This window comes from Antarctobacter sp. (assembly GCF_048262615.1).
In the GTDB taxonomy this organism is placed as follows: domain Bacteria; phylum Pseudomonadota; class Alphaproteobacteria; order Rhodobacterales; family Rhodobacteraceae; genus Antarctobacter.
In genome coordinates, this window is the sequence record NZ_JBLXFB010000003.1 from 197,715 (window position 1) to 222,225 (window position 24,511).

26 protein-coding genes are annotated in these 24,511 nt (G+C 61.9%); 20 read left to right on the forward strand and 6 right to left on the reverse strand.

Annotated features, from left to right (window positions below):
* Positions 1–26 precede the first annotated feature (26 nt).
* Positions 27–989 (reverse strand): malate dehydrogenase, encoded by a 963-nt coding sequence (mdh, locus tag ACN0S5_RS04715; RefSeq protein ID WP_417206429.1) that lies wholly within the window; start codon positions 987–989, stop codon positions 27–29.
* A 160-nt stretch (positions 990–1,149) separates the two neighbouring features.
* Here mdh and ACN0S5_RS04720 point away from each other — a divergent pair, with 160 nt between their 5' ends.
* Positions 1,150–1,905 (forward strand): sulfite exporter TauE/SafE family protein, encoded by a 756-nt coding sequence (locus tag ACN0S5_RS04720; protein ID WP_417206431.1) that lies wholly within the window; start codon positions 1,150–1,152, stop codon positions 1,903–1,905.
* Positions 1,906–1,970: 65 nt separating this feature from the next.
* On the opposite strand, the gene ACN0S5_RS04725 is transcribed toward ACN0S5_RS04720, so the two are convergent.
* Entirely contained in the window at positions 1,971–2,264 is a 294-nt protein-coding gene (locus tag ACN0S5_RS04725; protein WP_417206671.1) for a hypothetical protein, read from the reverse strand.
* A 367-nt stretch (positions 2,265–2,631) separates the two neighbouring features.
* On the opposite strand from ACN0S5_RS04725, the gene ACN0S5_RS04730 reads away from it, so the two are divergent.
* The 13 genes from ACN0S5_RS04730 to ACN0S5_RS04790 all read left to right on the forward strand — a co-directional run bounded on the left by ACN0S5_RS04730 (position 2,632) and on the right by ACN0S5_RS04790 (position 12,595).
* Complete coding sequence (locus tag ACN0S5_RS04730; RefSeq protein WP_417206673.1) at positions 2,632–3,480, forward strand: HpcH/HpaI aldolase/citrate lyase family protein; 849 nt, start codon at positions 2,632–2,634, stop codon at positions 3,478–3,480.
* A 33-nt stretch (positions 3,481–3,513) separates the two neighbouring features.
* Positions 3,514–4,059 (forward strand): NnrU family protein, encoded by a 546-nt coding sequence (locus ACN0S5_RS04735; RefSeq protein ID WP_417206433.1) that lies wholly within the window; start codon positions 3,514–3,516, stop codon positions 4,057–4,059.
* 4 nt (positions 4,060–4,063) lie between these two features.
* Complete coding sequence (locus ACN0S5_RS04740; RefSeq protein ID WP_417206435.1) at positions 4,064–4,267, forward strand: DUF1737 domain-containing protein; 204 nt, start codon at positions 4,064–4,066, stop codon at positions 4,265–4,267.
* A 3-nt stretch (positions 4,268–4,270) separates the two neighbouring features.
* The gene (locus tag ACN0S5_RS04745) at positions 4,271–5,299 is read left to right on the forward strand and encodes a MaoC family dehydratase (protein WP_417206437.1); all 1,029 of its coding nucleotides are present in this window, start codon (positions 4,271–4,273) and stop codon (positions 5,297–5,299) included.
* A gap of 206 nt (positions 5,300–5,505) precedes the next feature.
* Positions 5,506–5,748 carry a hypothetical protein gene (locus ACN0S5_RS04750; RefSeq protein ID WP_417206439.1) on the forward strand — a complete coding sequence of 81 codons (243 nt, stop codon included), beginning with the start codon at positions 5,506–5,508 and terminating at the stop codon, positions 5,746–5,748.
* A gap of 37 nt (positions 5,749–5,785) precedes the next feature.
* On the forward strand, positions 5,786–6,460 hold the full coding sequence (locus tag ACN0S5_RS04755; protein WP_417206441.1) for a DUF1194 domain-containing protein: 675 nt from the start codon (positions 5,786–5,788) through the stop codon (positions 6,458–6,460).
* Between the two features lie 156 nt (positions 6,461–6,616).
* Positions 6,617–7,000 carry a succinate dehydrogenase, cytochrome b556 subunit gene (sdhC, locus tag ACN0S5_RS04760; protein ID WP_417206443.1) on the forward strand — a complete coding sequence of 128 codons (384 nt, stop codon included), beginning with the start codon at positions 6,617–6,619 and terminating at the stop codon, positions 6,998–7,000.
* Positions 7,001–7,012: 12 nt separating this feature from the next.
* The gene (gene sdhD, locus ACN0S5_RS04765; RefSeq protein WP_417206445.1) at positions 7,013–7,384 is read left to right on the forward strand and encodes a succinate dehydrogenase, hydrophobic membrane anchor protein; all 372 of its coding nucleotides are present in this window, start codon (positions 7,013–7,015) and stop codon (positions 7,382–7,384) included.
* Positions 7,385–7,465: 81 nt separating this feature from the next.
* The gene (gene sdhA, locus ACN0S5_RS04770) at positions 7,466–9,268 is read left to right on the forward strand and encodes a succinate dehydrogenase flavoprotein subunit (protein WP_417206447.1); all 1,803 of its coding nucleotides are present in this window, start codon (positions 7,466–7,468) and stop codon (positions 9,266–9,268) included.
* 562 nt (positions 9,269–9,830) lie between these two features.
* Positions 9,831–10,157: a hypothetical protein gene (locus tag ACN0S5_RS04775; RefSeq protein ID WP_417206449.1), complete on the forward strand. Its 327-nt coding sequence runs from the start codon at positions 9,831–9,833 to the stop codon at positions 10,155–10,157.
* Between the two features lie 10 nt (positions 10,158–10,167).
* Positions 10,168–10,947, forward strand: a complete 780-nt coding sequence (locus ACN0S5_RS04780; RefSeq protein ID WP_417206451.1) for a succinate dehydrogenase iron-sulfur subunit — start codon at positions 10,168–10,170, stop codon at positions 10,945–10,947.
* Positions 10,948–11,130: 183 nt separating this feature from the next.
* Complete coding sequence (locus ACN0S5_RS04785; protein ID WP_417206453.1) at positions 11,131–11,262, forward strand: hypothetical protein; 132 nt, start codon at positions 11,131–11,133, stop codon at positions 11,260–11,262.
* Between the two features lie 487 nt (positions 11,263–11,749).
* Entirely contained in the window at positions 11,750–12,595 is an 846-nt protein-coding gene (locus ACN0S5_RS04790; RefSeq protein WP_417206455.1) for an urea carboxylase-associated family protein, read from the forward strand.
* Positions 12,596–12,625: 30 nt separating this feature from the next.
* Here the strand turns inward: ACN0S5_RS04790 and deoD are convergent, their stop codons facing one another.
* The 3 genes from deoD to ACN0S5_RS04805 form a co-directional block, all read right to left on the reverse strand.
* Positions 12,626–13,330 carry a purine-nucleoside phosphorylase gene (deoD, locus tag ACN0S5_RS04795; protein WP_417206457.1) on the reverse strand — a complete coding sequence of 235 codons (705 nt, stop codon included), beginning with the start codon at positions 13,328–13,330 and terminating at the stop codon, positions 12,626–12,628.
* 1 nt (position 13,331) lies between these two features.
* A complete protein-coding gene (locus ACN0S5_RS04800) occupies positions 13,332–13,640 on the reverse strand; it encodes an H-NS family nucleoid-associated regulatory protein (RefSeq protein ID WP_417206459.1) in 309 nt (102 codons plus the stop codon).
* 245 nt (positions 13,641–13,885) lie between these two features.
* Positions 13,886–15,892 (reverse strand): methylmalonyl-CoA mutase family protein, encoded by a 2,007-nt coding sequence (locus tag ACN0S5_RS04805; protein ID WP_417206461.1) that lies wholly within the window; start codon positions 15,890–15,892, stop codon positions 13,886–13,888.
* Between the two features lie 295 nt (positions 15,893–16,187).
* Here ACN0S5_RS04805 and ACN0S5_RS04810 point away from each other — a divergent pair, with 295 nt between their 5' ends.
* The 6 genes from ACN0S5_RS04810 (at position 16,188) to ACN0S5_RS04835 (ending at position 23,470) form a co-directional block, all read left to right on the forward strand.
* Positions 16,188–17,531 (forward strand): 1-acyl-sn-glycerol-3-phosphate acyltransferase, encoded by a 1,344-nt coding sequence (locus tag ACN0S5_RS04810; protein WP_417206463.1) that lies wholly within the window; start codon positions 16,188–16,190, stop codon positions 17,529–17,531.
* Between the two features lie 234 nt (positions 17,532–17,765).
* Positions 17,766–19,052 (forward strand): crotonyl-CoA carboxylase/reductase, encoded by a 1,287-nt coding sequence (gene ccrA / locus ACN0S5_RS04815; protein ID WP_417206465.1) that lies wholly within the window; start codon positions 17,766–17,768, stop codon positions 19,050–19,052.
* A 354-nt stretch (positions 19,053–19,406) separates the two neighbouring features.
* Positions 19,407–20,144 carry a helix-turn-helix transcriptional regulator gene (locus ACN0S5_RS04820; protein ID WP_417206467.1) on the forward strand — a complete coding sequence of 246 codons (738 nt, stop codon included), beginning with the start codon at positions 19,407–19,409 and terminating at the stop codon, positions 20,142–20,144.
* 112 nt (positions 20,145–20,256) lie between these two features.
* On the forward strand, positions 20,257–20,895 hold the full coding sequence (locus ACN0S5_RS04825; RefSeq protein ID WP_417206469.1) for an acyl-homoserine-lactone synthase: 639 nt from the start codon (positions 20,257–20,259) through the stop codon (positions 20,893–20,895).
* A 182-nt stretch (positions 20,896–21,077) separates the two neighbouring features.
* Complete coding sequence (locus ACN0S5_RS04830; protein ID WP_417206471.1) at positions 21,078–22,619, forward strand: ATP-dependent DNA helicase; 1,542 nt, start codon at positions 21,078–21,080, stop codon at positions 22,617–22,619.
* A 32-nt stretch (positions 22,620–22,651) separates the two neighbouring features.
* On the forward strand, positions 22,652–23,470 hold the full coding sequence (locus ACN0S5_RS04835) for an aspartate dehydrogenase (RefSeq protein ID WP_417206473.1): 819 nt from the start codon (positions 22,652–22,654) through the stop codon (positions 23,468–23,470).
* A gap of 11 nt (positions 23,471–23,481) precedes the next feature.
* Here the strand turns inward: ACN0S5_RS04835 and ACN0S5_RS04840 are convergent, their stop codons facing one another.
* Complete coding sequence (locus tag ACN0S5_RS04840; RefSeq protein WP_417206475.1) at positions 23,482–24,504, reverse strand: NADP-dependent oxidoreductase; 1,023 nt, start codon at positions 24,502–24,504, stop codon at positions 23,482–23,484.
* Positions 24,505–24,511: the final 7 nt, after the last annotated feature.

Consider the following 24,511-nt stretch of genomic DNA (forward strand, 5'->3'; position numbering starts at 1 on the left):
CAAGGCTTTCAGGAGGTGGCGCGGTCTCAGACCAGCGAGCTGTCGATGGCCTTGCAGGCCTCGACAAGGCCCTGAACGGCCTTGATCGAGGTGTCGAACATCTCTTGCTCTTCCTTGTTGAGCTTGATGTTGACGATCTTCTCGATGCCGCCAGCGCCAATCACGGTCGGCACGCCAACATACATGCCGTCTAGACCGAACTCGCCATCGCAGTAGGCGGCGCAGGGCAGAACGCGCTTTTGGTCCTTGAGATAGGCTTCGGCCATTTCGATGGCCGAGGTGGCCGGCGCGTAAAAGGCCGAGCCGGTCTTCAGCAGACCAACGATTTCCGCGCCGCCGTCACGGGTGCGTTGAACGATCGCGTCCATCTTGTCCTGCGTGGTCCAGCCCATGTCGATCAGGTCGGGCAGTGGGATGCCCGCAACGGTGGAATAGCGCACCGACGGCACCATGGTGTCGCCGTGGCCACCCAGCACAAATGCGGTGACGTCTTTCATCGACACGTTGAACTCATCGGCGAGGAAGTGGCGGAAGCGGGCCGAATCCAGCACGCCGGCCATGCCGCAGACCTTGTTCGCGGGCAGGCCCGAGAACTGCTGAAGCGCCCAGACCATCGCGTCCAGCGGGTTGGTGATGCAGATCACAAAGGCGTCGGGGGCGTTGTCGCGGATGCCTTCGCCGACGGATTTCATGACCTTGAGGTTGATGCCCAGCAGGTCGTCGCGGCTCATGCCCGGCTTGCGCGGGACACCGGCGGTGACGATGCAGACGTCTGCGCCAGCGATATCGGCGTAGTCCTGCGTGCCCTTGAGGTTGGCGTCAAAGCCTTCGGACGGACCGGACTCTGCAATGTCGAGCGCCTTGCCCTCGGGGGTGCCCTGGGCGATGTCGAACAGGACGACGTCGCCCAGTTCTTTCATTGCCGCGAGGTGGGCAAGCGTGCCACCGATCTGTCCCGCGCCGATGAGCGCGATCTTGGGTCTGGCCATGGATTCAATCTCCGCCTTGCGTGAATTTGGCGCTTTGCGTACGCCCAGACGGGCTGACGCGCAAGGGTGCTGCGCTGCGGCGCTTGGTCCGCGCACCTTGTAGATAGCGCTAAATGCAGGATAAAGACCTGTCACGGGCAAGATTTTCTCAGAGGCATCCATGGATTTATTTACCGCATCCGTTTTCGCGGTGTGCATCCCGGGAGTGATCTTTGCAGGCATTTCCAAGGGGGGCTTCGGTTCTGGCGTGGCTTTTGCCAGCGCATCGATTCTGGCGATTGTGCTGGAACCGGGCGTCGCGCTGGGCCTGATGTTGCCGCTGTTGATGCTGATCGACGTGGCAAGCCTGCCGGCCTATTGGCGCAAATGGGACTGGGCTGCCGCAAAGGTGCTGCTGATCGGATCGGTGCCGGGCACGCTGCTGGGGGCGCTGTTCTACGCATGGACAAACCCGGACGCGGTGCGGCTGCTGATTGGACTGGTGGCGCTGTTGTTCGTGGCCTGGCAGATGGCGCAAATGACCGGGCTGATCCGTCTTGGCGGCAAGAAATTCGGGTCCGGGACGGGATTGGTCGCCGGGGTGGTTCTGGGCTTTACCAGCTTTGTCAGCCATGCGGGCGGACCGGCGGCGGCGGTCTATCTTCTGGGGCAGGGTCTGGGCAAGACCGCCTTTCAGGCAACCACGGTGCTGATCTTCTGGGCCGTGAACCTGTCCAAGGTCGGGATTTATGCCGGGATGGGCATTTTCACCAAAGAGACGCTGCTGCTGGACCTTATTCTTGTTCCCTTTGCGCTGCTTGGCACATGGCTGGGGATCAAGGCGCACCACATGGTGCCCGAACGGCTATTCTTTGGCATCGCCTATGTTGCGTTGACCCTCACCGGGACAAAGCTTGTCTGGGACGCACTGACCTGACGACCGCGTGTCCGGGCGAGGAAAGTCAGGAACCGATCCTTTTGCGAAAACCGGTTCCTTGTGGGTCAAGCATCATCCCCCTTGGGAGGCAGGGCTTCGGCCAGTTCCTCGAACGCCTGACCGCTGGCGACAAGGCAGGTGATGCCGTTGGCCATCGTCACGGTGATCGTCCACGAACCCGAGTCGGGTGAGGCAAACAGTTCCATCACGGCATTGTTCGCGCCCAGACCCATGCTTTGCCGGGTCTCGCCATACTTGGCGGCCAGTCGGGTGACCACCTTGTCCCGAGGCGCGCAATGGCGCAGGTCCTGCGCCTCGGCGAAAGTGGCCGCGCCGAGCAGCAGGCCCGCCGACAGCATCACAAGCTTGATTGTCTTCTCCGTCATAGTGTCACCTTTCGGCTGCGCGCCGGGCAGGTCCGGCGGATTTTCCGCGCGCCCGGCACAGGGTATGTCCCCTCAAGTCCGGGGCGCCATCCCTGTGGCCTGATGCCCCGTTGTCGCGTCAAACGACATGCCTGCATCGTCCGCCCTCGGGCGCTTAGATCCGGTTAATGCACCGTGCGTTGCGTCGAATCCGCCGGAAATGGCAGCGGATTGTGCACAATAATATACTGATTTGCTGCGGCGCGGCGTATTCGGCCTTGAACTATCCCGCAAAAAATGCGCAATTCCGCGCAACAAAATTTCGCCCACGACTCGGGCGGAGACTTAGATGGAGACTCCGATGGACCTGCGCACGCGCCCTTACCGATCCGTTCTCTACATTCCCGGCTCCAAGGAGCGGGCGCTGGAAAAGGCGCGTGCGCTGGCCATCGATGCCATCATTTTCGATCTGGAAGACGCTGTCGCCCTGGACGAAAAGACCGCCGCCCGCGACACGCTGGCCGAGGCGCTGTCGCGGTCCTACGGCAACCGCACCCGTATCGTGCGGATCAACAGCTTTGATACCGAATGGGGGCAGGCCGACGCCGAGGCCGCCGCGGCGATGGATTGCGATGCGATCCTGCTGCCCAAGGTCGAAAGCACCGCCCAGCTGGATGCGCTGGCCGCGCTGACGGACAAGCCGCTGTGGGCGATGATGGAAACGCCCGCCGGGATGTTGGCGGCAAACCAGATCGCGGCGCATCCGCGCCTGCAAGGCATGGTCATGGGCACCAACGACCTTGCGAAAGAACTCAACTCCCGCTTCCGCGCTGACCGCCTGCCGATGCTGACCGGCCTCGGCCTGTGCGTTCTGGCGGCCAAGGCGCATGGCAAGATTGTAGTCGATGGCGTGTACAACGCGTTCAAGGATGACGAAGGGTTGCAGGCGGAATGCGTGCAGGGCCGCGACATGGGCATGGACGGCAAGACGCTGATTCATCCCGCTCAGGTCGAGATCGCCAACAGGGCTTTTGCCCCCGGCTCGGACGAGATTGACCTTGCCCGCCGCCAGATCGACGCCTTTGAGGAGGCGGCCAAAGCGGGGCAGGGGGTCGCGGTGGTCGATGGCAAGATCGTCGAGAACCTGCACGTCGAAACCGCCCGCAAGACGCTTGCCAAAGCCGAAGCCATTGCGGCGCTGGCGGAATAAACGCACCTTCGCGCCGAAACCATGGAGGCTCACATGCTGCTATTGATTCTCGGCGTCGCGCTCTGGTGGGGCGCACATCTGTTCAAGCGGGTCGCCCCCGGCATCCGCACACCCATGGGCGACAAGGGCAAAGGCGTTGTGGCGCTGGCGCTTGTCGTCAGCATCCTGCTGATGATCTTTGGCTATCGCATGGCCGATGGTGCGTTTTTCTGGGGCCGCCATCCGGCCACGGTGGGCATCAACAACCTGATCATGATCTTCGCCCTTTATCTGACGTCGCCCGGACCCTCGAAAGGCGCGCTCTTTTACAAGATGCGTCACCCGATGCTGACCGGGTTTGCGCTCTGGGCGGTGGCGCACCTTCTGGTGAACGGTGACACGCCCAGCTTTGTGCTGTTCGGCGGTTTGGGTGTCTGGGCGCTGGTCGAGATGGCGGTGATCAACCGGGCAGAGCCGAACTGGACTCCGCCCGCCAAAGGCGCAACCCAAAAGGACTTCATCTTTCTGGCCGCGTCTGTCGTCCTTCTGGTCGTGATCGGCTATATCCACGGCCTTCTCGGCTATCAGGCATTTGGGTAAGCATATGAAACTTTACCGTTTTCTATCAAGTGACGACACCTCGGCCTTTTGCCACAAAGTGACCGCCGCCCTGAACGCCGGGTGGGATCTGCACGGCGCGCCCACCTATGCCTTTGACGCCGCCAATGGCGTCATGCGCTGTGGTCAGGCCGTGGTGAAAGAGGCCCCCGGCACCTATTCCCCCGATATCAAGCTTGGAGAGCAGTGACACATGGCCAAGACCAATCCGGGTCGCTTTTTCGAAGACTACACCGTGGGCGAGGTCATCGACCACGCCGTCCCGCGCACCGTCTCTGGCGGAGAGCGGGCGTTGTATCATGCGCTCTACCCGATGCGGCACGCGCTTTATTCGTCAGATGAATTTGCGCGCGACTGCGGATTGCCTGCGGCCCCCATCGACGACCTTGCCGCGTTTCACATCGTCTTTGGCAAGACGGTCCCGGATGTCTCGTTGAATGCCGTAGCCAACCTTGGCTATGCCGAGGGGCGCTGGCTAAAGCCGGTCTGGCCGGGGGATACCATCCGCTCGCAGTCCGAGGTGATCGGGGTCAAACAAAACTCCAACGGACGCACCGGGGTGGTCTATGTGCGCTCGCGCGGGCTGAATCAGAATGATGAAACGGTCATGGACTACGCGCGCTGGGTCATGTTGCGCAAACGCGACATGGATGCGCCCGCGCCTGAGCCGGTCATCCCCGAGTTGAAGAAGAGCCTTGATCCGGCGGATCTGGTGATCCCCGAGGGGCTGAATTTCTCCAACTACGACTTTACACTGGCGGGCGAAAAGCACCGCCTTTCGGACTACGAGATCGGCGAAACCATCGACCATGTCGACGGCGTCACCATCGAAGAAGCCGAACACATGATGGCCACGCGCCTGTGGCAGAACACCTCCAAGGTGCATTTCGACGTCACCGCGCGCCCCGATCAGCGGTTGATCTATGGCGGCCACGTGATTTCGATGGCGCGCGCGCTGTCTTTTAACGGGCTGGCGAACGCGCAGATCATTGTCGGTTTGAACGGTGGCGCGCACGCAAATCCCTGTCTGGCGGGCAACACGGTCAAGGCTTGGTCCGAGGTGCTGGACAAAGCCGAGACCTCTGCCCCCGGCGTCGGCGCGATCCGCCTGCGGCTTGTGGCGACCAAGGGCGGCGCACCGTTCGAGCTTAAAGGCCCGGACGGAAAATACCTGCCAGATGTGCTGCTGGACCTTGATTACTGGGCGCTGATGCCGCTCTGACAGCGGCGCAGCGGGGGGGGGGGGCGATGCCTGTTGGCCTGCTTGGATGCGGGGCAACAGTTGTCGAGACTGCCGCCGCCGGAAAACAGGGTCTTATGGCGGATGTGCCCCTGCGCCTAAACTTTGCCAAGGTTTGGCGAATCGCGTCACGGCATGGGCGTCATGGCCTGAGAGACACAAGGCATCCCAAGGCATCGGACGATCTATTGAAGATACCCGCGAAAGAGGGCCCCGAGGTCATTCACGGCCTGCTGAAACGGCGTTCCCTGTCGCCGTTGGATTACGAAATCCACCGCGAAAGCTCATCGCCCGACCCGCGCCTGCGTCGGCAGGCCCGCAAGGTACTTTGCCATCTCGGCCTTCCCGACTGGCGCGGCGCCACTTGGCGCTGGCGCGTGTTGACTGCGCAGCCACCTTGGCCGGTGGCGCAGGCGGTCACCTCGACGTGACTTGCGCGACGCGATGCAGACGGGTCTGATCTGTCTTATGCGCCTGCTGCCATTGGTCCTTGCCATGTGCCTCCTGCCGTGCCGTCTGGCGGCCTGCGACATCGCGTTGGTACTGGCGGTGGACGTCTCGGGGTCTGTGGACACCGAGGAATACGACACTCAGATGCAGGGTTTGGCCGAGGCCCTGCGCGACAGCGCCGTGGCCGAGGCGCTGATCCGCGGTCGCGCGCAAGTGGCGCTGGTGCAATGGACCGGCAGTTCGCGCCAGCAGGTGACGCTGCCTTGGCGTGAGGTTCGCAGCTTTGCCGAAACCCGAGCGCTGGCGGATCAAATCGCAAATTCGCCGCGCGCTTGGCGGCATTTTTCAACGGCCATCGGTGAGGCGTTGCGAGTCTCGGCCCTGCTGTTCGACGACGTCCCGCATTGCCGCCGCCGGGTGATCGACCTCTCCGGGGACGGGCTGTCGAACGAGGGGGTGCCACCGGACAGGCTGCGGCCCCTGCTTGGCGCAGGTGGGATCATCGTGAACGCACTGGCCATCGAGGGTGCGGCAGAGCACGATCTCACCGCTTATTTCTTTGAAAACGTCATCTTCGGCCCCGGTGCCTTTGTCGCGACGGCCAGCAGCTATGCCGAGTATCCCGACAGAATCCGTCAAAAACTCTTGCGCGAATTGACCAAGCAGACAGCGGCGCAGCCGGGGACGCGTTAGCGCAAAACTGTGATCACACACTCCAAAGGCATGATCACAAATTGCCAAAAACCGCGCCATTGCGCCAAAAAACCGCAGGATTGTACCGGCCTCCCCCGTGACACGCCGCGCGAAAGAAGTAGAACATGAAGCAACGGACCCGAAAGGACATCATCCATGGCCGACGTGAACCGGGGCAATCGCCCGCTCTCTCCGCATCTGCAGGTCTACCGCCCGCAGCTTACCACGATCACTTCCATCCTGACCCGGATCACCGGCAACGCGCTGTTGTTGGCCGCGCTGATGATCGTCTGGTGGTTTCTTGCCGCAGCCACTTCGCCCGAGTATTTCGCCACCGCCGACGCGGTGCTGCGGTCGTGGTTTGGCGATCTGGTGCTGCTCGGCTCTGTCTGGGCGATCTGGTATCATCTGCTTGCCGGGGTGCGTCACCTGATCTGGGACGAGGCCAAGATGCTGGAGGTCGACACTGCCGAAATGCTGGGCTGGGGCGTGATCATTGGCTCTGTCCTCCTGACCCTCTTTACCATCATCGTTGTCTGAGGAGGCCCGACCATGGCATTTCTGACCGATCGCAAGCGCGCAGTGGGCTGGGGCGCAGCCAAATCCGGCACCGAACATCACTGGGCGATGAAGAAAAGCTCTGTCGCGCTGCTGTTCCTTGTGCCTTTTTTCATTTTCACCTTTGGCGGCGCGCTGGGCGGCACCTATGAAGAGGTGCTGGCCTATTACAGCCGACCGTTCCCGGCGATCGTTGCGGGGCTGACCCTCCTCGTCGGCTTTCACCACTTCAACATGGGTGTTCAGGTCCTGATCGAGGACTACGTGCATGGTGCGATGGAAAAGATCCTGATCCTCCTCATGACCTGCCTCAGCTACGGTGCCGCCGCCGTCGGCCTCTTCGCCATCGCCCGCATCGCCCTCTGAGGCGCTGCACAAGACCCATCCGCCAGTGACGATTTTTCGCCGAAAAATCGCCTCCCGCTACAGATCGACAGGTATACACCAATGGCAGCATACGAATACGAGACGCATGATTATGACGTCGTGGTCGTCGGGGCCGGGGGCGCAGGGCTGCGCGCCACGCTCGGCATGGCCGAACAGGGTCTGCGCACCGCCTGCGTGACCAAGGTTTTCCCGACCCGCTCGCACACGGTTGCCGCACAGGGCGGCATCGCCGCCTCACTGTCGAACATGGGACCGGACCACTGGCAGTGGCACATGTACGACACGGTCAAAGGGTCGGACTGGCTGGGTGACACCGACGCCATGGAATACCTCGCGCGTGAGGCACCCAAGGCGGTCTATGAGCTTGAGCATTACGGCGTGCCCTTCTCGCGCACCGAAGAGGGCAAGATCTACCAGCGACCCTTCGGCGGCCACACCACCGAGTTCGGCGAAGGCCCCCCGGTGCAGCGCACCTGCGCCGCCGCCGACCGGACCGGCCACGCCATCCTGCACACGCTCTATGGCCAGTCGCTGAAGAACAACGCCGAATTCTACATCGAGTATTTCGCCATCGACCTGCTGATGGAAAATGGCGAGTGCAAAGGCGTCCTCTGCTGGAAGCTGGACGACGGCACCTTCCACGTCTTCAACGCCAAGATGGTCGTGCTGGCCACCGGCGGCTACGGCCGCGCCTATTTCTCGGCCACCTCCGCGCACACCTGCACCGGCGACGGCGGCGGTATGGTGGCGCGGGCGGGCCTGCCGCTTCAGGACATGGAGTTCGTGCAGTTCCACCCGACCGGCATCTACGGCTCGGGCTGCCTGATCACCGAGGGCGCGCGGGGCGAGGGCGGCTACCTCACCAACTCCGAAGGTGAGCGTTTCATGGAACGCTACGCCCCCACCTACAAAGACCTTGCACCGCGCGACTATGTCTCACGCTCCATGACCATGGAAATCCGCGAAGGTCGCGGTGTGGGTGCCGAAGGCGATCACATCCACCTGAACCTGTCGCACCTGCCCGCAGAGGCACTGGCCGAACGCCTGCCCGGCATTTCGGAGAGCGCTAAGATCTTTGCCGGTGTCGACGTGACCAAGGAACCGATCCCGGTTTTGCCCACGGTCCACTACAATATGGGCGGCATCCCGACGAACTACTGGGGTGAGGTGCTGAACCCGACCGAGGGCGATCCCAATTCCGTTGTGCCCGGCCTGATGGCCGTGGGTGAGGCGGGCTGCGCATCTGTCCACGGGGCCAATCGGCTTGGCTCAAACTCGCTGATTGACCTCGTGGTCTTTGGCCGCGCCGCCGCGATCCGCGCCGGTAAGGTCGTCGACCCCGAAACTGCCGTTCCCGCCGCGCCCAAGGACCAGATCGAAAAGGCCTTTGACCGCTTTGACGGCATCCGCAACGCGAGCGGCGGCACGACCACCGCCGAACTGCGGCTGGAAATGCAGAAGACCATGCAGCGCGACGCCGCCGTCTTCCGCACCGCCAAGACCATGGCAGAGGGCGTCGAGGCGATGACCGCCATCGCGGGCAAGATGGATGACCTCAAGGTCACGGATCGCAGTCTGGTCTGGAACTCGGACCTGATGGAGACGCTGGAGCTGACCAACCTGATGCCCAACGCGCTGGCCACCATCGTCGGCGCAGAGGCGCGCAAGGAAAGCCGTGGTGCCCATGCGCATGAGGATTTCTCGACCCGAGACGATGAAAACTGGCGTGTGCACACAATTGCACGGGTCGAAGGCAACAGCGTTGCCCTCAGCCATCGCCCCGTTGTGGTCGATCCGCTCTCGACTGAGGAACAGGGCGGTATTTCGCTTCAGAGGATCGCACCCAAGGCGCGGACTTTCTGAGGTCGGCGGAGGCGGCTCTATGGCGCGCAGGCTTATCACCGGCCAAGTCAGACCCCCCGGAACCGAAATGGGTTCCGGGGCGGGGCAGATTGGCGGGCGTGGCCCGTTGACCCGCCACCGCGCGCCAGAGTGCAAGTCCGCAAGCCTCGTGCCGATCTTGGTTGAGGCGAACCGCCAGTGCGCCGTGATGCGCGTGAGCAAGGGGGAACGAGATGTGTGATACCGTCAAGGAACATGGTCCGCGAACCGCTTCAGTCCGAGGCAGGCGCGTAAGGCTGCGACTGGCCTCTTTCGCCACGGTGTTGGGCATGGCGGCGGCCCCCGCGATCGCGGATGGCTATGGCCAGACCTCCCGCAACTGTGAGGCATGGGCGCATGAATACGCCTATACAGGGTCAAAATGGGGCTATGCTGACCGATACCAGCAGGCCCTTCGCGAGTGTCGCAACCGACAGGCCACAGCTGTTCCCCAAACACGTTACCGCAAACCTGTTGTGGTGGCGCCCGCAGCCCCGGTCGGCTGTTATCCCGGCGCTCCGCGCCTGTATCGAGGCACGCTCTATTGTTTCGATTGACCCGTCATGGCCTTATCGCTGTGGCCCTTGCGGTCCTTGCCGCCTGCTCGCCGCAGGCGCAGGATCAGATCGCCCGGAATGCGGCCCGCAGCGCGCTGACCCCGGTGGTGTCCGAACAGTTTCCCGGCGTGCCGCTGCAACCGACGCTGGATTGCCTGATCGACAACGCCAATGCGCAGCAGATCCGTGCGCTGGCCGCCGACTCGGTTCTGGGGCCGACCCAAAGCACGTTTCAGATTGCCATGGACATCGCGTCCAAACCCGAAACCCTCCGCTGTCTGGCCGTGAACGGCCTGCCAGCCTTGCTTCGCTAAGGAGAGAGAAATGGTACAATTCACGCTCCCCAAGAATTCAAAGATCAAGACCGGCAAGACCTGGCCCAAGCCGAAGGACGCCAAGAACATCCGCAAGTTCAGCATCTATCGCTGGAACCCGGACGACGGAAAGAACCCGCAGGTCGACACCTATTTCCTCGACATGGACGCCTGCGGCCCGATGGTTCTGGACGCGCTGATCAAGATCAAGAACGAGGTCGACCCGACGCTGACCTTCCGCCGGTCGTGCCGCGAAGGCATCTGTGGATCGTGTGCGATGAACATCGACGGCATCAACACGCTGGCCTGCATCTACGGGCTCGATGAAATCGACGGCGATGTAAAAATCTATCCGCTGCCGCATATGCCGGTGGTCAAGGACCTGATCCCGGACCTGACGCATTTCTACGCCCAGCACGCCAGCATCATGCCGTGGCTGGAAACCAAGACCAACCGCCCGGCGAAAGAGTGGAAGCAATCCATCGAGGACCGCAAGAAACTGGACGGCCTGTATGAATGCGTGATGTGTGCGTCCTGCTCGACCTCCTGCCCGTCGTACTGGTGGAACGGCGACCGCTACCTTGGACCGGCCGCCCTGCTGCACGCCTATCGCTGGATCATCGACAGCCGCGATGAGGCCACCGGCGAACGCCTCGACGAACTTGAAGATCCTTTCAAGCTGTACCGCTGCCATACCATCATGAACTGCGCCAAGACCTGCCCCAAGGGTCTGAACCCGGCGCTGGCGATTGCCGAGATCAAGAAAATGATGGTCGACCGCACGGTCTGATCGGCTTTTCATTCGGGCATACGCCCCGACCGCCATTGCGCGGTCGGGGCGCATTCGTTTGGGTGACGCAGCTTCCCTTGCACAGCCTGCAACCCGTGTTTGCGGCTTTGGCGGGTGTCACCCCTGCGGCGCAGGACTAAGTATCCCGTCAGGGAGGGGCGCCGTAGTGAGAAAGGCAACCCGATGACCGAGAAGCAGACAACCAAAGCCCAAGCTGCCCTTGAAGCCCTCAATCAGGCTTGGGCGTATTACACCCCCGAAAAACGCCCCGAAAGCACCGCGGCGGTCTACGAGGATGTGCCGCTGGCCGCCTGACATGATGGCTATCGGGTCGTGCCCGGTCTGTCGGGCCGGGCACCTTGGACAGGTGCGCGCAAAGCTGGATTGACCTCTTCATAGCACGCCTCTCAAAGGCCGATATCAGAGAGTGTTGGCCGCCCGACAGGGCCGGGGGCAACGCGGGCCAAATGGCATACAGGCAGCTTTTCCTACACCGTCGCGCCGGTTAAGTGGGGCCATGTTTGTTGTCGTCGGCCTTATCATCGCCTTTGTTCTGATCGCGGTCTTTTCCAACCGAGCGACGCGGCTTTGCCGGTGGCGCGAACGGCGAAGGGACGGCCAAAGTACGTGGACCTGCATTCAGTGCGGTGCACAGGTGTCGGGCGTGATCGGAAAACCGCCGCTGGAATGCCATCGGCCCGACGCGCAGGGACGCCCCTGACAGCGGGGCAGGCAACGCGGTTTGTGCCCTCTTGCGTTCTGCATTCTCCGGGGGTTCACTCGGCGCAAAAGGAGACGCGCCATGACCCTACCTCCCCCTGATGCCGAAGAGCGCCGCGCCGTTGCTCCTGTGATCTGCTATCCCAATGAGACTCTGCCGAAACCTGATCTGCCGTTCTACCGAGCGGCTCTGGCAACGGCAAAACCCACCGCCGAGGTTCTGGCGCAACCTCGCGACGCCTGTTCCTTTACGGTGCCAGCGGGACATTTCTTTCGCATCTCCTCGGTCGAGGGCCCGCAGGTGGGGGACCTGAACCTATGGAACGCGCACGACCTGTCAGAACGGTTTTATTCTGGCAAGACACGCGCCCTGCACGGCACACATGTCACCACTGGCGAGCGCCTCTGGTCCAGCTTTCCGATGCTGCGGCCTATGGCGACCATCGTCGAGGACAGTCTGAACTGGTACGGCATAGATGCGTTCGGCGGATCGGTCCATGACGTGATCGGCACACGCTGCGACCCCTACACCGGCAACCTGCTGGCGGGCACGCAGTACCACCATTGTTGCCATTCCAACCTGATCCGGGCCTTGGCCGAGGCGCGTGGTATGCCCTTGGAAGAAGCCGAACCCCATGTTCATGACGTGCTGAATGTTTTCATGTGCACCGGGTTCATCCGCGACACCGGCCAATATTTCATGAAGGCAAGCCCTGTCCGGCCCGGCGACCAGATCACCTTTTTTGCCGAGATCGACTTGCTGGGGGCGCTCAGCGCCTGTCCGGGGGGGGATTGTTCGGCGCAGCACAGTTCAGACACCGCAGTCTGCCATCCGCTGAAGGTTGAGGTGCTTGCACCCGACGACAGCGCGCTGGAAGGGTGGCACAGCCCGCCCGTTAACGGCTATGACCGGTCGCATGGTCTGTAGGGCGGGGTTTCCCCCGCCGCCACCTGTCGGCTAGGTAAAAGCCGCTTCCAGAGCGATCTCGACCATTTCGCCGAATGACCTCTCGCGGTCCTCTGCCGGCAGCGCCGCATGGGTTTTCAGATGATCCGATACAGTCAGCACCGCAAGCGCCCGCGCGCCGAAACGCGCGGCAACGGTATATAGCTCTGCGGCTTCCATTTCGACCGCCAGAACGCCGTGCCGCACCATCTGTTCGTTCAAATCCGGTCGTTCGTCATAGAAAACGTCCGACGAATAGATTCCGCCGACATGGGTCGTGACACCATGGCCGCGCGCCGCGGCAACAGCGGCTTCCAGCAGGCAGAAATCCGCGCACGGGGCGAAATTCAATTCCCTGAATAACCCCTTTGACGGTGTGGAAAGGGTCGTGGCGGTCATTGCAATCACGATGTCGCGCAGTTCCACATGGTCCTGCATTGCCCCGCATGAGCCGATGCGGATCAAGGTCTTTGCCCCGTAATCGCGCAGCAATTCATTGGCATAGATCGAAAGGCTCGGCATTCCCATGCCAGAGCCTTGAATCGTTACCCGATGCCCTTTCCATGTGCCGGTATATCCCAGCATTCCACGCGTTTCGTTCACGCAGACGGCATCTTCCAGAAACTGGTTCGCGGCCCATTTCGCCCGCCGCGGGTCGCCGGGCATCAGCACGGTTTCGGCAATAGCGCCCGCGGCGGCCCCGATATGAATCGTCATATCAGATCGCGAGATCGTCGAGGGACTTGCCCCCGTCCAGTGCCGCAATCACCCAGTTAGGCTTGCGTCCGCGGCCTGTCCAGGTCTGGCTGGGATCAGAGGGATTGGCGTATTTCGGAGCGCCCTTGCTGCCTTTGACATTGGCCGAGTACACTTCATCCAGCGAAAAGCCGAACTCTTTTACGGCCTTTTCCGCAGCCCGTTTTGCCTCTGCCCGCTTGCGGGTCTCGACGGTCTTGAGCGCCTTCTGCGCATCAGAAATCAATTGAACAAGCTGTTCGCGAGAGAGTTTTTCCAGATCGATATCCATGTTTCTTCTCCATTATTTTTGGACGCTGCTTTTTCAAGCTGATTTGAATGCAGTTCAACTGCTATTTTGTGTCATTGGCAAGCGGGAATGGTTTCTATCCAAACGTATAGAGAGTGGAATGCGTTTTCTGAGGCCGCCGACCGGCCAAGTGGGTCTATAAAATTGACGCTAAATAGCGCCAAAATGAAATGGCCCCGCTGGAATTGCGGGGCCATTTGTGTCGGCGTATGGGGTATTATGTGTAGTTATTCCGCTGCGACAGAGGCCGGATCGGCAAGAGTCACGATATCGCGCATGATTGTGTTCAGCTCGAAATCCTTGGGCGTATAGACCTGAGCGACCCCCATTGCCTTCAGTCGCTTGGCGTCCTCGTCCGGAATGATGCCACCGACAATCACGGGCACATGGGCCAGACCTTCGGCGCGCATCCGCTGCATCAGATCCTCGACCAGCGGAATATGGCTGCCCGACAGGATCGACAGCCCGACAACATGCGCGCCTTCGCGCGCGGCCTCGACGATCTGTTCCGGTGTCAGGCGGATACCTTCATAGTCGATTTCCATACCGCAATCGCGCGCGCGAAATGCGATCTGCTCAGCGCCATTCGAATGCCCGTCCAGTCCCGGCTTGCCGACCAGAAAGCGCAGGCGCTTGCCCAGCTTGTCGCTGACCAGATTGACGGCTTCGCGCAGATCCTCCAGCCCCTCTGTCTTGTTCGACACCGACCGGGACACGCCAGTCGGCCCGCGATACTCGCCAAAGACGGCACGCATCTGTGCGGCCCATTCGCCGGTGGTCACCCCCGCCTTGGCGCAGGCGATAGAGGCGGGCATCACGTTGCGCCCCTCGGCGGCGGCGGCGCGCAGGTCGGCCAGCGCGGCACGGACCGCACCATCATTGCGCTCATCCCTCCAGGCAGTCAGCCGGTCAATCTGGTCCTGTTCCATGGCCGGGTCGACGGTCATGATACCGCCGTCCGCGTCCATTAGCGGGCTGGGCTCGCCATGGGTGAACTTGTTCACGCCCACAACCACGGTCTCACCCCGCTCAATGCGGTTCAGCCGGTCGGCGTTGCTGTCCACCAGTCGGCCCTTCATGTATTCGATCGCCTCGACCGCGCCGCCCATGCTGTCGATATTGGCCAGCTCGGCGCGCGCACCTTCTTTCAGAACTTCGACTTTGGCGTCGACCGCCGGATTGCCGTCAAACAGGTCGTCAAATTCCAGCAGATCGGTTTCATAGGCCATGATCTGCTGCATCCGCATGGACCATTGCTGATCCCAGGGGCGGGGCAGGCCCAGCGCCTCGTTCCAGGCGGGCAATTGAACGGCGCGGGCACGGGCCTTTTTCGACAGCGTCACCGCCAGCATTTCGATCAGGATGCGGTAGACGTTGTTTTCCGGCTGCTGCTCGGTCAGGCCAAGGCTGTTGACCTGCACGCCATAACGAAAGCGACGGTACTTGGGGTCCTCGACGCCATAGCGGTCGCGGCAGATTTCATCCCAGAGATCGACAAAGGCGCGCATCTTGCACATCTCGGTCACAAACCGGATGCCTGCGTTCACAAAGAATGAGATGCGCCCGACCAGTGTCGGGAAATCCTCGGCGGGCACCCGTGTCTTCAACTCGTCCAGAACCGCCGTGGCCGTGGCCAGCGCAAAGGCCAGTTCCTGCTCCGGCGTCGCACCCGCCTCTTGCAGGTGGTAGGAACACACGTTCATCGGGTTCCACTTGGGCACATTGGTATAGCAGTATTCGGCCACGTCCCCGATCAGCTTCAGGCTGGGTTTCGGCGGACATATATATGTACCCCGGCTGAGGTACTCCTTGATCAGGTCGTTCTGCACCGTGCCTTGCAGTTTGCTGACATCCGCGCCCTGTTCCTCTGCCACGGCGATATACAAGGACAGCAGCCAAGGCGCCGTCGCGTTGATCGTCATGGAGGTGTTCATCTGCTCCAGCGGGATCGCATCGAACAGCGCCCGCATGTCGCCCAGATGGCAGACTGGCACGCCGACCTTGCCTACTTCACCACGTGCCAGAATGTGATCGCTGTCGTATCCTGTCTGTGTCGGCAGATCGAAGGCGACAGACAGGCCCGTCTGTCCCTTGGCAAGGTTGCCACGATACAGTTCGTTTGACGCCTTTGCCGTGGAATGACCTGCATAGGTGCGGATGAGCCAAGGTTTGTCGGCTTGACGCGCGGCCTCATTGGATTGCCGGTCACGTTCAGGGGTCTGGGTTGCGGTCATCGGGGCCTCCGTCGGCATGAATCGGGTTCGGCAATCTTGTTGCGTCCGGGAATGGATAAGCGAAATATTATGTCGCTGTCAATTCGCCGCGTCGCAGCGCGAGCAGATGCAGCATGGGCCGACTCCGGGATAAGCGCAATCTGCTGCGGCGCGGCGCGGTACTGAGCCGTGGCGCGGAGCGGTCAACTTTGCACGAAACGCGCAATTCGAGGTCAAAACGCACGATGTGCACAAAACGCGGGTCGACGACAGCTGCCCCTTGCCGGGCGTGCAAGCCGCTGCAAGAGTCGGCACGATGACGTCACAAGTTTCCCTGCCGCTTTGGCTCTTTGCCCTGATCCTCGCCTTTGCGGTGGTCAGTTTCGCGACACATTTCCTGTTTCCCTCGGTGCGCTGGGTGCTGCGTCGCCGGTTGGAACGTGCTGTTGCGCAGTTGAATGAACGGTTGGAGCGCCCGATCGAACCCTTCCGCCTGTTGCGCCGCTATGACCTGATGCAGCGGTTGCTGTATCACCCGGACGTCACTCAGGCGATCATCGAACACGCCGCCGAAAACGGTTTGCGAGAGGACGTCGCCTTTGAACGGGCGCGCCGCTACGCAAAGGAGATTGTGCCGTCGTTCTCGGCCTTCGCCTATTTCGGCCTTGGCCTGCGGGGCGCGCGCTGGCTGTCGAATACGTTGTATCGCGTGCGGCTGGGACGCCATGAAAGCGAAGGACTATCCGCCATAGATCCATCGGCGACGGTTGTCTTTGTCATGAACCACCGGTCCAATATGGATTATGTTTTGGTCACGCATCTGGCGGCCAACCGGTCGGCGCTGTCCTATGCAGTGGGAGAGTGGGCGCGGGTCTGGCCCCTGTCGCGTCTGATCCGGTCGATGGGGGCCTATTTCATCCGCCGGACCGCGCGTGATGCGCTCTATCGCAAGGTATTGCGGCGCTATGTCCAGATGGCGACCAGCGGCGGTGTGACCCAGGCCATCTTTCCCGAAGGGGGGCTTAGCCTTGACGGTGCGCTTGCGCCGCCGAAACTGGGCCTGCTTGCCTATCTCCTCGACGATCTCGACCTGACTGCGCGCGATGTCGTCTTTGTTCCGGTAGGGCTGAACTACGACCGTGTTCTGGAAGACAAGGTGCTGATTGCCGCTGACCGTCAGGGGCCGCGCCGGTTCGATGCTTCTGTTACCCGTGTCATAAGATCGGTTTTTCGACAGGTCTGGTTGCGCCTGACCGGACGGTTTCATCGCTTTGGTTATGCGGCGGTCAGCTTTGGTGAGCCTGTGTCGCTGCGTAAGCACCCTGCGCTTGCCAACGATGCCAAAGAGCTTGCAGAGGCACTTATGTCGCGGATCGCCGCCATCATCCCGGTCTTGCCGGTGCCGCTGGTGGCACATCTTCTTATGCGCGGCCCGCAAAGCCGCGCCGAACTGGAACGCGCTTTTTCCGCGGCGATCGCGGCCTTGCCTGAGGCACATGTCCATCTTGCCCGCAACAATCGGGACTACAGCGTCGACTTTGGTCTGCGCGCGTTGATCGAACGCGGCATCGTACAGGAACGGGAGGGCACCTTTGCGCTGACCTCCGATGGTAAGCCGCTGGCAGCCTACTACGCGCGCTCTATCGATCACCTTTTCTGAATCTACGCGTCGTTGCGCGTTCAGATGTCGCTGGCGGACCTTCCAACCTGGAACGGTCACTGTGAAATGCTGCGCTTGCGTAGGGCATTCTGCGTCTGCTCGGTCATAAAATTACAAAATAGGGTCAAATGATGTTGCAATATTGCGTGAGCCCGAATATTCCGTTGATCAGACGCCGCGATTCTGCACCGCAGAACCGGTTCAACGTTCAACTCTGGCCTACAGGAGACCGACATGGCTCTGGATACGCATACCAACATCGCTCAATACGATGCGCCGGAAAAAGATCTCTATGAAGTCGGCGAAATGCCCCCGATGGGCTACGTTCCCAAAAAGATGTACGCGTGGGCGATCCGTCGCGACCGCCACGGCGAACCCAACCAGAGCTTTCAGCAGGAAGTGGTCGATGTCTGGGACATCGACAGCCATGAGGTGCTGGTTCTGGTGATGGCCGCAGGCGTCAACTACAACGGTGTCTGGGCGGGCCTTGGCCAGCCGATTTCGCCCTTTGACGTGCATGGTCAGGACTATCACATCGCCGGGTCCGATGCCTCGGGGATCGTCTGGAAGGTGGGCGACAAGGTCAAGACCTGGAAGGTCGGCGACGAGGTGGTCATCCACTGCAATCAGGACGATGGCGCCGATGAGGAATGCAACGGCGGCGATCCGATGTTTTCCCCCACCCAGCGGATCTGGGGCTACGAGACCGGCGATGGGTCGTTCTCGCAGTTCACCAAGGTGCAGGCACAGCAGCTTATGCCCCGCCCCAAGCATCTGACGTGGGAAGAAAGCGCCTGCTACACGCTGACGCTGGCGACCGCCTACCGGATGCTGTTCGGCCACCACCCGCATGAGCTCAAACCCGGCCAGAACGTGCTGGTCTGGGGCGCGTCGGGCGGGCTGGGATCCTATGCGATCCAGCTGGCCAATACGGCAGGTGCAAACGCGATCGGCGTGATCTCGGACGAAAGCAAGCGTGAGTTCGTCTTGGCGCAGGGGGCCAAGGGCGTGATCAACCGCAAGGACTTCAACTGCTGGGGGCAACTGCCGATCGTCAACTCGCCCGAATACAATGCGTGGCTGAAAGAGGCCCGCAAGTTCGGCAAGGCGATCTGGGACATCACCGGCAAAGGTGTGAGCGTCGACATGGTGTTCGAACACCCCGGCGAAGCCACTTTCCCGGTCTCAACCCTGGTGGTCAAAAAGGGCGGTATCGTTGTGATCTGCGCCGGCACCTCGGGGTTCAACTGCACCTTCGACGTCCGTTACATGTGGATGCACCAAAAGCGTCTACAGGGCTCGCACTTTGCCAATCTCAAGCAGGCAGCCTCTGCCAACCGGCTGATGATCGAACGCCGCCTTGATCCCTGCATGTCCGAGGTGTTCCCCTGGGCCGAGATCCCGGACGCGCATATGAAGATGCTCCGGAACGAGCACAAGCCCGGCAACATGTCGGTGCTGGTGCAGGCCCCCAAGACCGGACTGCGGACGCTGGAGGATGCACTGGCCGCACGCCCGTAACCTTTGCCGCGTTTCCATCGACCTTCAGACGCCCGCGAATCGCCTCCGGCATCGCGGGCGTCTTGCGTTTCAGGGCCGGTTTCAGCCGTTTCAGATACTTGGCGGAACACCCCCTCGCTATTTCTGGGGAGGAAGATTACGTGAATTTCGGCACCTTTGGCTGCGTGCTATGGTTGTTTTAATGAAGCGTTAACCATCTATACACGAGGCTGATCATGGGACATGACTGGATTTTGGACGTTCTCACTGACCTGAAATCATTCGCTCGGGCCAATGGCATGCAGTCTTTGGCCGCGCAGCTGGATGATGCATCCTTCGTTGCGCAGGCAGAGATTGCGTCCCAGGCCGAGGGTAATGGCATTGGGCTTTTTGTCGGGAAACGCACTACGACTGGACGGACTGATAGAGCGGCTCGAATCCGCTGAGGGACTCGAAGACCTGCAAATTCTGATCGAGGAATTGCGGGACAGCTACGGGGTCGACCACATTGTCTATCACTGGGTCAACAGCAATGGCGAACAATATGGATGCGGCACCTACGATCTGGAGTGGGTCAACCGGTATCTGGAAAAGGGCTATTTGCGCGTCGATCCGGTGGTGGTGGGGTGCTACCAGCGATTCCACCCCGTCGACTGGAAACGGCTGGATTGGTCAAGCAAGGCGGCAAGGGCGCTTATGCAGGACGCCATCGCCTATGGCATCGGCAATCAGGGGTTTTCAATTCCCCTGCGTGGGCCCAATGGCCAGTTCGCCCTGTTCTCGCTGACGCACAACTGCAACGACACGGAATGGGAGGATTTCACAGTAACCAACCGGCGCGACCTGATCCTGATCGCGCACTACTTTAACCAGAAGGCGCTGGAATTCGAACCGGGACGCACACCGGAGGCAGCACAGTCTTTGTCCCCGCGTGAGATCGAAGCCATGACCCTCCTTGCTGTCGGCTATAGCCGGGCGCAAGCCGCTGATACCCTTTCGATTTCCGAGCATACCTTGCGCGTTTACGTCGAAAGTGCCCGGCATAAACTGGGCGCACTGAACACCACACACGCGGTTGCCCGAGCTCTCAGCCGGGGTGTGATTGTGGTCTGAATACGACCTTTGGTAAAGCGTGCGTTCCATGAGCGCGCGCTGAGGTTGAATCTCGTTAACCAGTCCGGCGGCAATCTCTCCTCATCGAATTCACATTCCGAGGGGAAACAACATGATCCGCTACATCTACGGCACCGACCTGCACAAATTCCCGAAGCTCGCCGACGCCATGTTCCGCGACCGGGCCGACCAGTTCAAGACACGGCTTGGCTGGGAGGTTTCCGTTGACGAGAACGGCTATGAGCGCGACGAATACGATGCCGAAAACCCGCTTTATGTCATCTGGGAAAATACCGACGGCACACATGGCGGATCCATGCGCCTTCTGCCCACCGTGGGCCGCACCATGGTCAACGATCATTTTGTTCACCTGACTGACGGTGTACGCATCCAGTCACCGGTGATCTGGGAATGCACCCGGTTCTGTCTGGCGCGTGGGGCCACACCCGGTGTGGCGGCGGCGCTGATGCTGGCCGGGGGTGAGGTCATGCAGGAATTCGGCGTAGAGCACTATGTCGGCGTCTTCGATGCGCGGATGGTGCGCATCTATCGCCGCATTGGCTCATCTCCCGAAGTGCTGGGCCAGCAGGGCGAAGGCCGTGAACAGATCAGCGTGGGGTTGTGGGAGTTTACCCCCGCCGCGCAGGCGCAGGTGTCGAAAACTGCGGGGATCACTCCGGAGATGTCCAAGCGCTGGTTTGCCCTGTCCTTCGGCGACATCGTGGTTCCCAAGGAACTGGAAGCCGCCTGAGCGTTTGCAGAATCTGACGTGTCAGATCGTTTCTACAAGACGCGCGCGGGTTGATGCCCGCGCGCGTTTTCTGTTGGCCCGTTAGGGCGGTGGCCGAAGCCGTCGCGGAATTGGGTATTTGGACAAAGAAGAAGCCGCAAAGGGTTCTGGTGGCCCTCCGCCGCGCGGGGTAATGTGCCGCCATGACCGTACCCTCCCTCGTTTTTTCCGATGATCAAGCCGCTGCTTATGACAGCGTCACAGAGCTTTTGCGCGAGGCCGGGGTGGACCTTGACGACGGGCTGTGTCTTCCGGCGCAGGAGGGGCGCGCGCGGGTGATGGCCTTGATGGGCAAGGCGGGCAGCGGCAAGACGCTGTTGCTGGCCGAACTGGTCAAGGCGCTGGAGGCCGTCGGGGTCGAGACAGTCTCTGGCGACTATGAAAGCAGGCGGGCGCGCGAAAAGCGCACTTTGGCCGTGCTGGCACCGACCAACAAGGCGGCCAGCGTTCTGCGGATGCGCGGTGTGCCGGCCACCACCATTCACCGGATCATCTATACGCCGGTTTACGATCCCGAATATGAAAAGATCGCCGAGTGGCTCATGGGCAATGAGGACGAGCGGCCAGAGATCGAGGGGTTGACCGATGTCGCGCTGGAACGGGCGCAGGCGGTCTATGCCCAACACAAATCGGTTCCGGCGGCACTGGCGGCGGCGGGGTTGCGGGGCAGCGATTTCATCACCGGCTGGAAGCGGCGCGAAGAGCCACTGGACATCGGTTTTGTCGACGAATCCTCGATGCTGGACGGACGGCAGTTCGAAGACCTGCAAGAAATCTTTCCCAACCTTGTCCTGTTTGGCGATCCGGCGCAGTTGGCCCCCGTCAACCAGTCGGGAAAGATGGTGTTTGACGGCCTGAAGGACAGCCAGAAACGCGAGTTGAGCCGCGTGCACCGGCAGGCGGCGGACAATCCGATCCTTGATCTGGCCCATGCGCTGGCCGATCCCGCGCTGGGATTCGAGGATTTTGAACGCATGGTCGAGGACGCGGCGTGGCGCGACGACCGGGTGGTTTTTGCCAATCGGGTCGAGGTTGATCTGATGGCCCGCTCGCCGGTGCTGGTCTGGCGCAATGCCACGCGGATTCGGTTGATCAACGCCTTTCGCCGGGTGCACGAGGCTCCCGCCGATAGCCTGTTGCCCGGTGAGCCACTGATTTGCGACGGGCTGGAATTGCCTTTGAAGCACCGCAAGAAACGGCTGGATCTTGAGGCGCGCGGCCTGATCAAGGGCGCGCAGGTGATCTACCTTGGCCCCGGTAAAAAACCGGGTTTCTCACGTCTTCATGTGGTTGGCGCAATAGAGCCGCAGGTGTCTGCCGCCTCTATTGTAAAGATCGAGATGCCCGATGAGGAGGAACCTTTCCTGCCTTATGCGGCGCGGATGGGGGCGACCTTTCTGCACGGGGCGGCGGTGACGATCCACAAGGCGCAGGGCAGCCAGTGGGAGGCGGTGCAGGTCTTTGCGCCGGACCTTTTTGCCGCCGCTCGGACCGGTCGGAACGAGGCCGGGCAGCCGTTGTGGAAGCGGCTGGCCTATGTGGCGATCACTCGGGCGCAGTCGCGGCTGTTCTGGGTGGTGCGCAACCGGCTGGCGCGCCCGTCGGGGCCCCTGCGGGTGGACGATCTGAGCGGCGCACCAGCGCCGCTGGCGCTGGAGGCGGAGGTCGACGGCCCCGCCGTTTGAGCGACGTGTCATTGGGGGTGAGGCAAGACAACATGACCAAACCCATTCTCAAGGTGGCTGTCGGCGGCTTTGGCGCGATCGGCAAGGCGGTGGCATCGGCGTTGGACCGGGGCATCGACGGGCTGCAACTGGTCGCAGTCTCGGCGCAAGACATCACAAAGGCCAGGGCCCATATGGCGGAGCATTTTCTGAACTGCTACGACGTGTGCCCGCTGGATGCGCTTTCCCTGACCGCCGACGTGGTGGTTGAATGCTGTCCGGCGCATCTATTGGATCGGGTTGCCCGACCGGCGCTGGAGGCGGGCAAGATCGTGGTGGTGATCAGCGTCGGCGGCTTGCTCGCAAACCCGCATCTGACGGACATCGCCGCCCGAACGGGGGGGCGGATTCTTGTACCGTCCGGCGCGCTGCTGGGGCTGGACGCGGTGCAGGCCGCCGCGCAAGGCAGGATTGACAGCGTGACGATTGTGACTCGCAAGCCGCCTGTCAGCCTGAAAGGCGCGCCCGCGATCACGCGGATGGGGCTGGACCTTGACCACCTGACCGAGCCGGTTCGGTGTTTTGCCGGGTCGGCGCAGGAGGCGATCAAGGGCTTTCCGGCAAATGCCAACGTCGCGGTGGCGCTTGGCCTTGCCGGAATCGGCACCGACCGCACGCAGGTCGAGGTCTGGGCCGACCCAAACGTGGACCGCAATACGCACAGCATCACCGTCGTCTCTGACAGCGCCAACATGACGTTGAAAATCGAGGGCATCCCGTCCGACGACAACCCGAGGACGGGCCGGATCACGCCGCTCAGCGTGATCTCGACGCTAAAGAGGCTGACGGCCCCGTTGGTGATCGGGGCCTGAGCGCCTCGCGGTCAGTCGGCGATTTTGACGATCTGCTTGCCAGTATTGCCGCCCTTCAGCATCGCCATGAACGCGCCGGGTGCGTTTTCCAGGCCTTCGGCGACATCCTCCAGAAAAACCAGTTCGCCGACCGCAACCTTGGGTGCAACCTCTTGCAAAAACGCAGGAAAATTCGCCCAGTGGTCGAAGATGATAAAGCCATTGACCGACAGCCGTTTGACAAGGATCGACCGCCAGACTCCCGGCAGGCGGTCGGCGCAGTCCTCGGTTCCGCCGTACCACGAAATCGCGCCGCAGATCGGGATGCGGCCATGCGTGTTCATCAGCGGCAGCACCGCCTCCAGCACCTTGCCGCCGACGTTTTCCCAATAGATGTCAATGCCGTCAGGGGCCTCGGTGGCAATCGCCTTGCGCAGGGCAGAGGCGTCGTCAAAGGCGCGGTGGTCGATGGCGGCGTCAAAGCCGAAGGTCTCGACCGCAAGGCGGCATTTTTCGGCCCCGCCCGCGATGGCGACAGTCCGCAGGCCAGCGGCCTTGGCCAGTTGCCCCACCAGTGACCCCACCGGCCCGGTGGCCGCCGCGACCACAAGTGTTTCGCCCGCCTTGGGGCAACCGTATTCGCGCAGGCCCGTCCATGCGGTAAAGCCCGGCATCCCCAGCACGCCAAGGGCGGTGGAGGGGGGCAGGGCGTCGTCCAGCCGCCGCACCTCAGCCGCAGGCAGAACCGCGTGGCTGGCCCAGCCGGTCATTCCGGTGACCCTGTCGCCGGGGGCGAATTTGGTGCCGGGCGCCGCGACAACCCGGCCAACGCCCTGACCGGTCATGGTGCCGTCGATCCGGACCGAGGGCGCATAGCTTTTGACGTCATCCATGCGGCCGCGCATGTAGGGATCAAGCGACAGGTGGGTGACCTCGATCAAGACCTCGCCCTCGGCGGGTGCGGGCATCGGATCGGCCTTGAGGGCGAAATCCTCGGAAACCGGGCGGCCCGAAGGCCGTCGGGCGAGGGCAATGCGCTGCATCTGGCTGGACATGGAACTT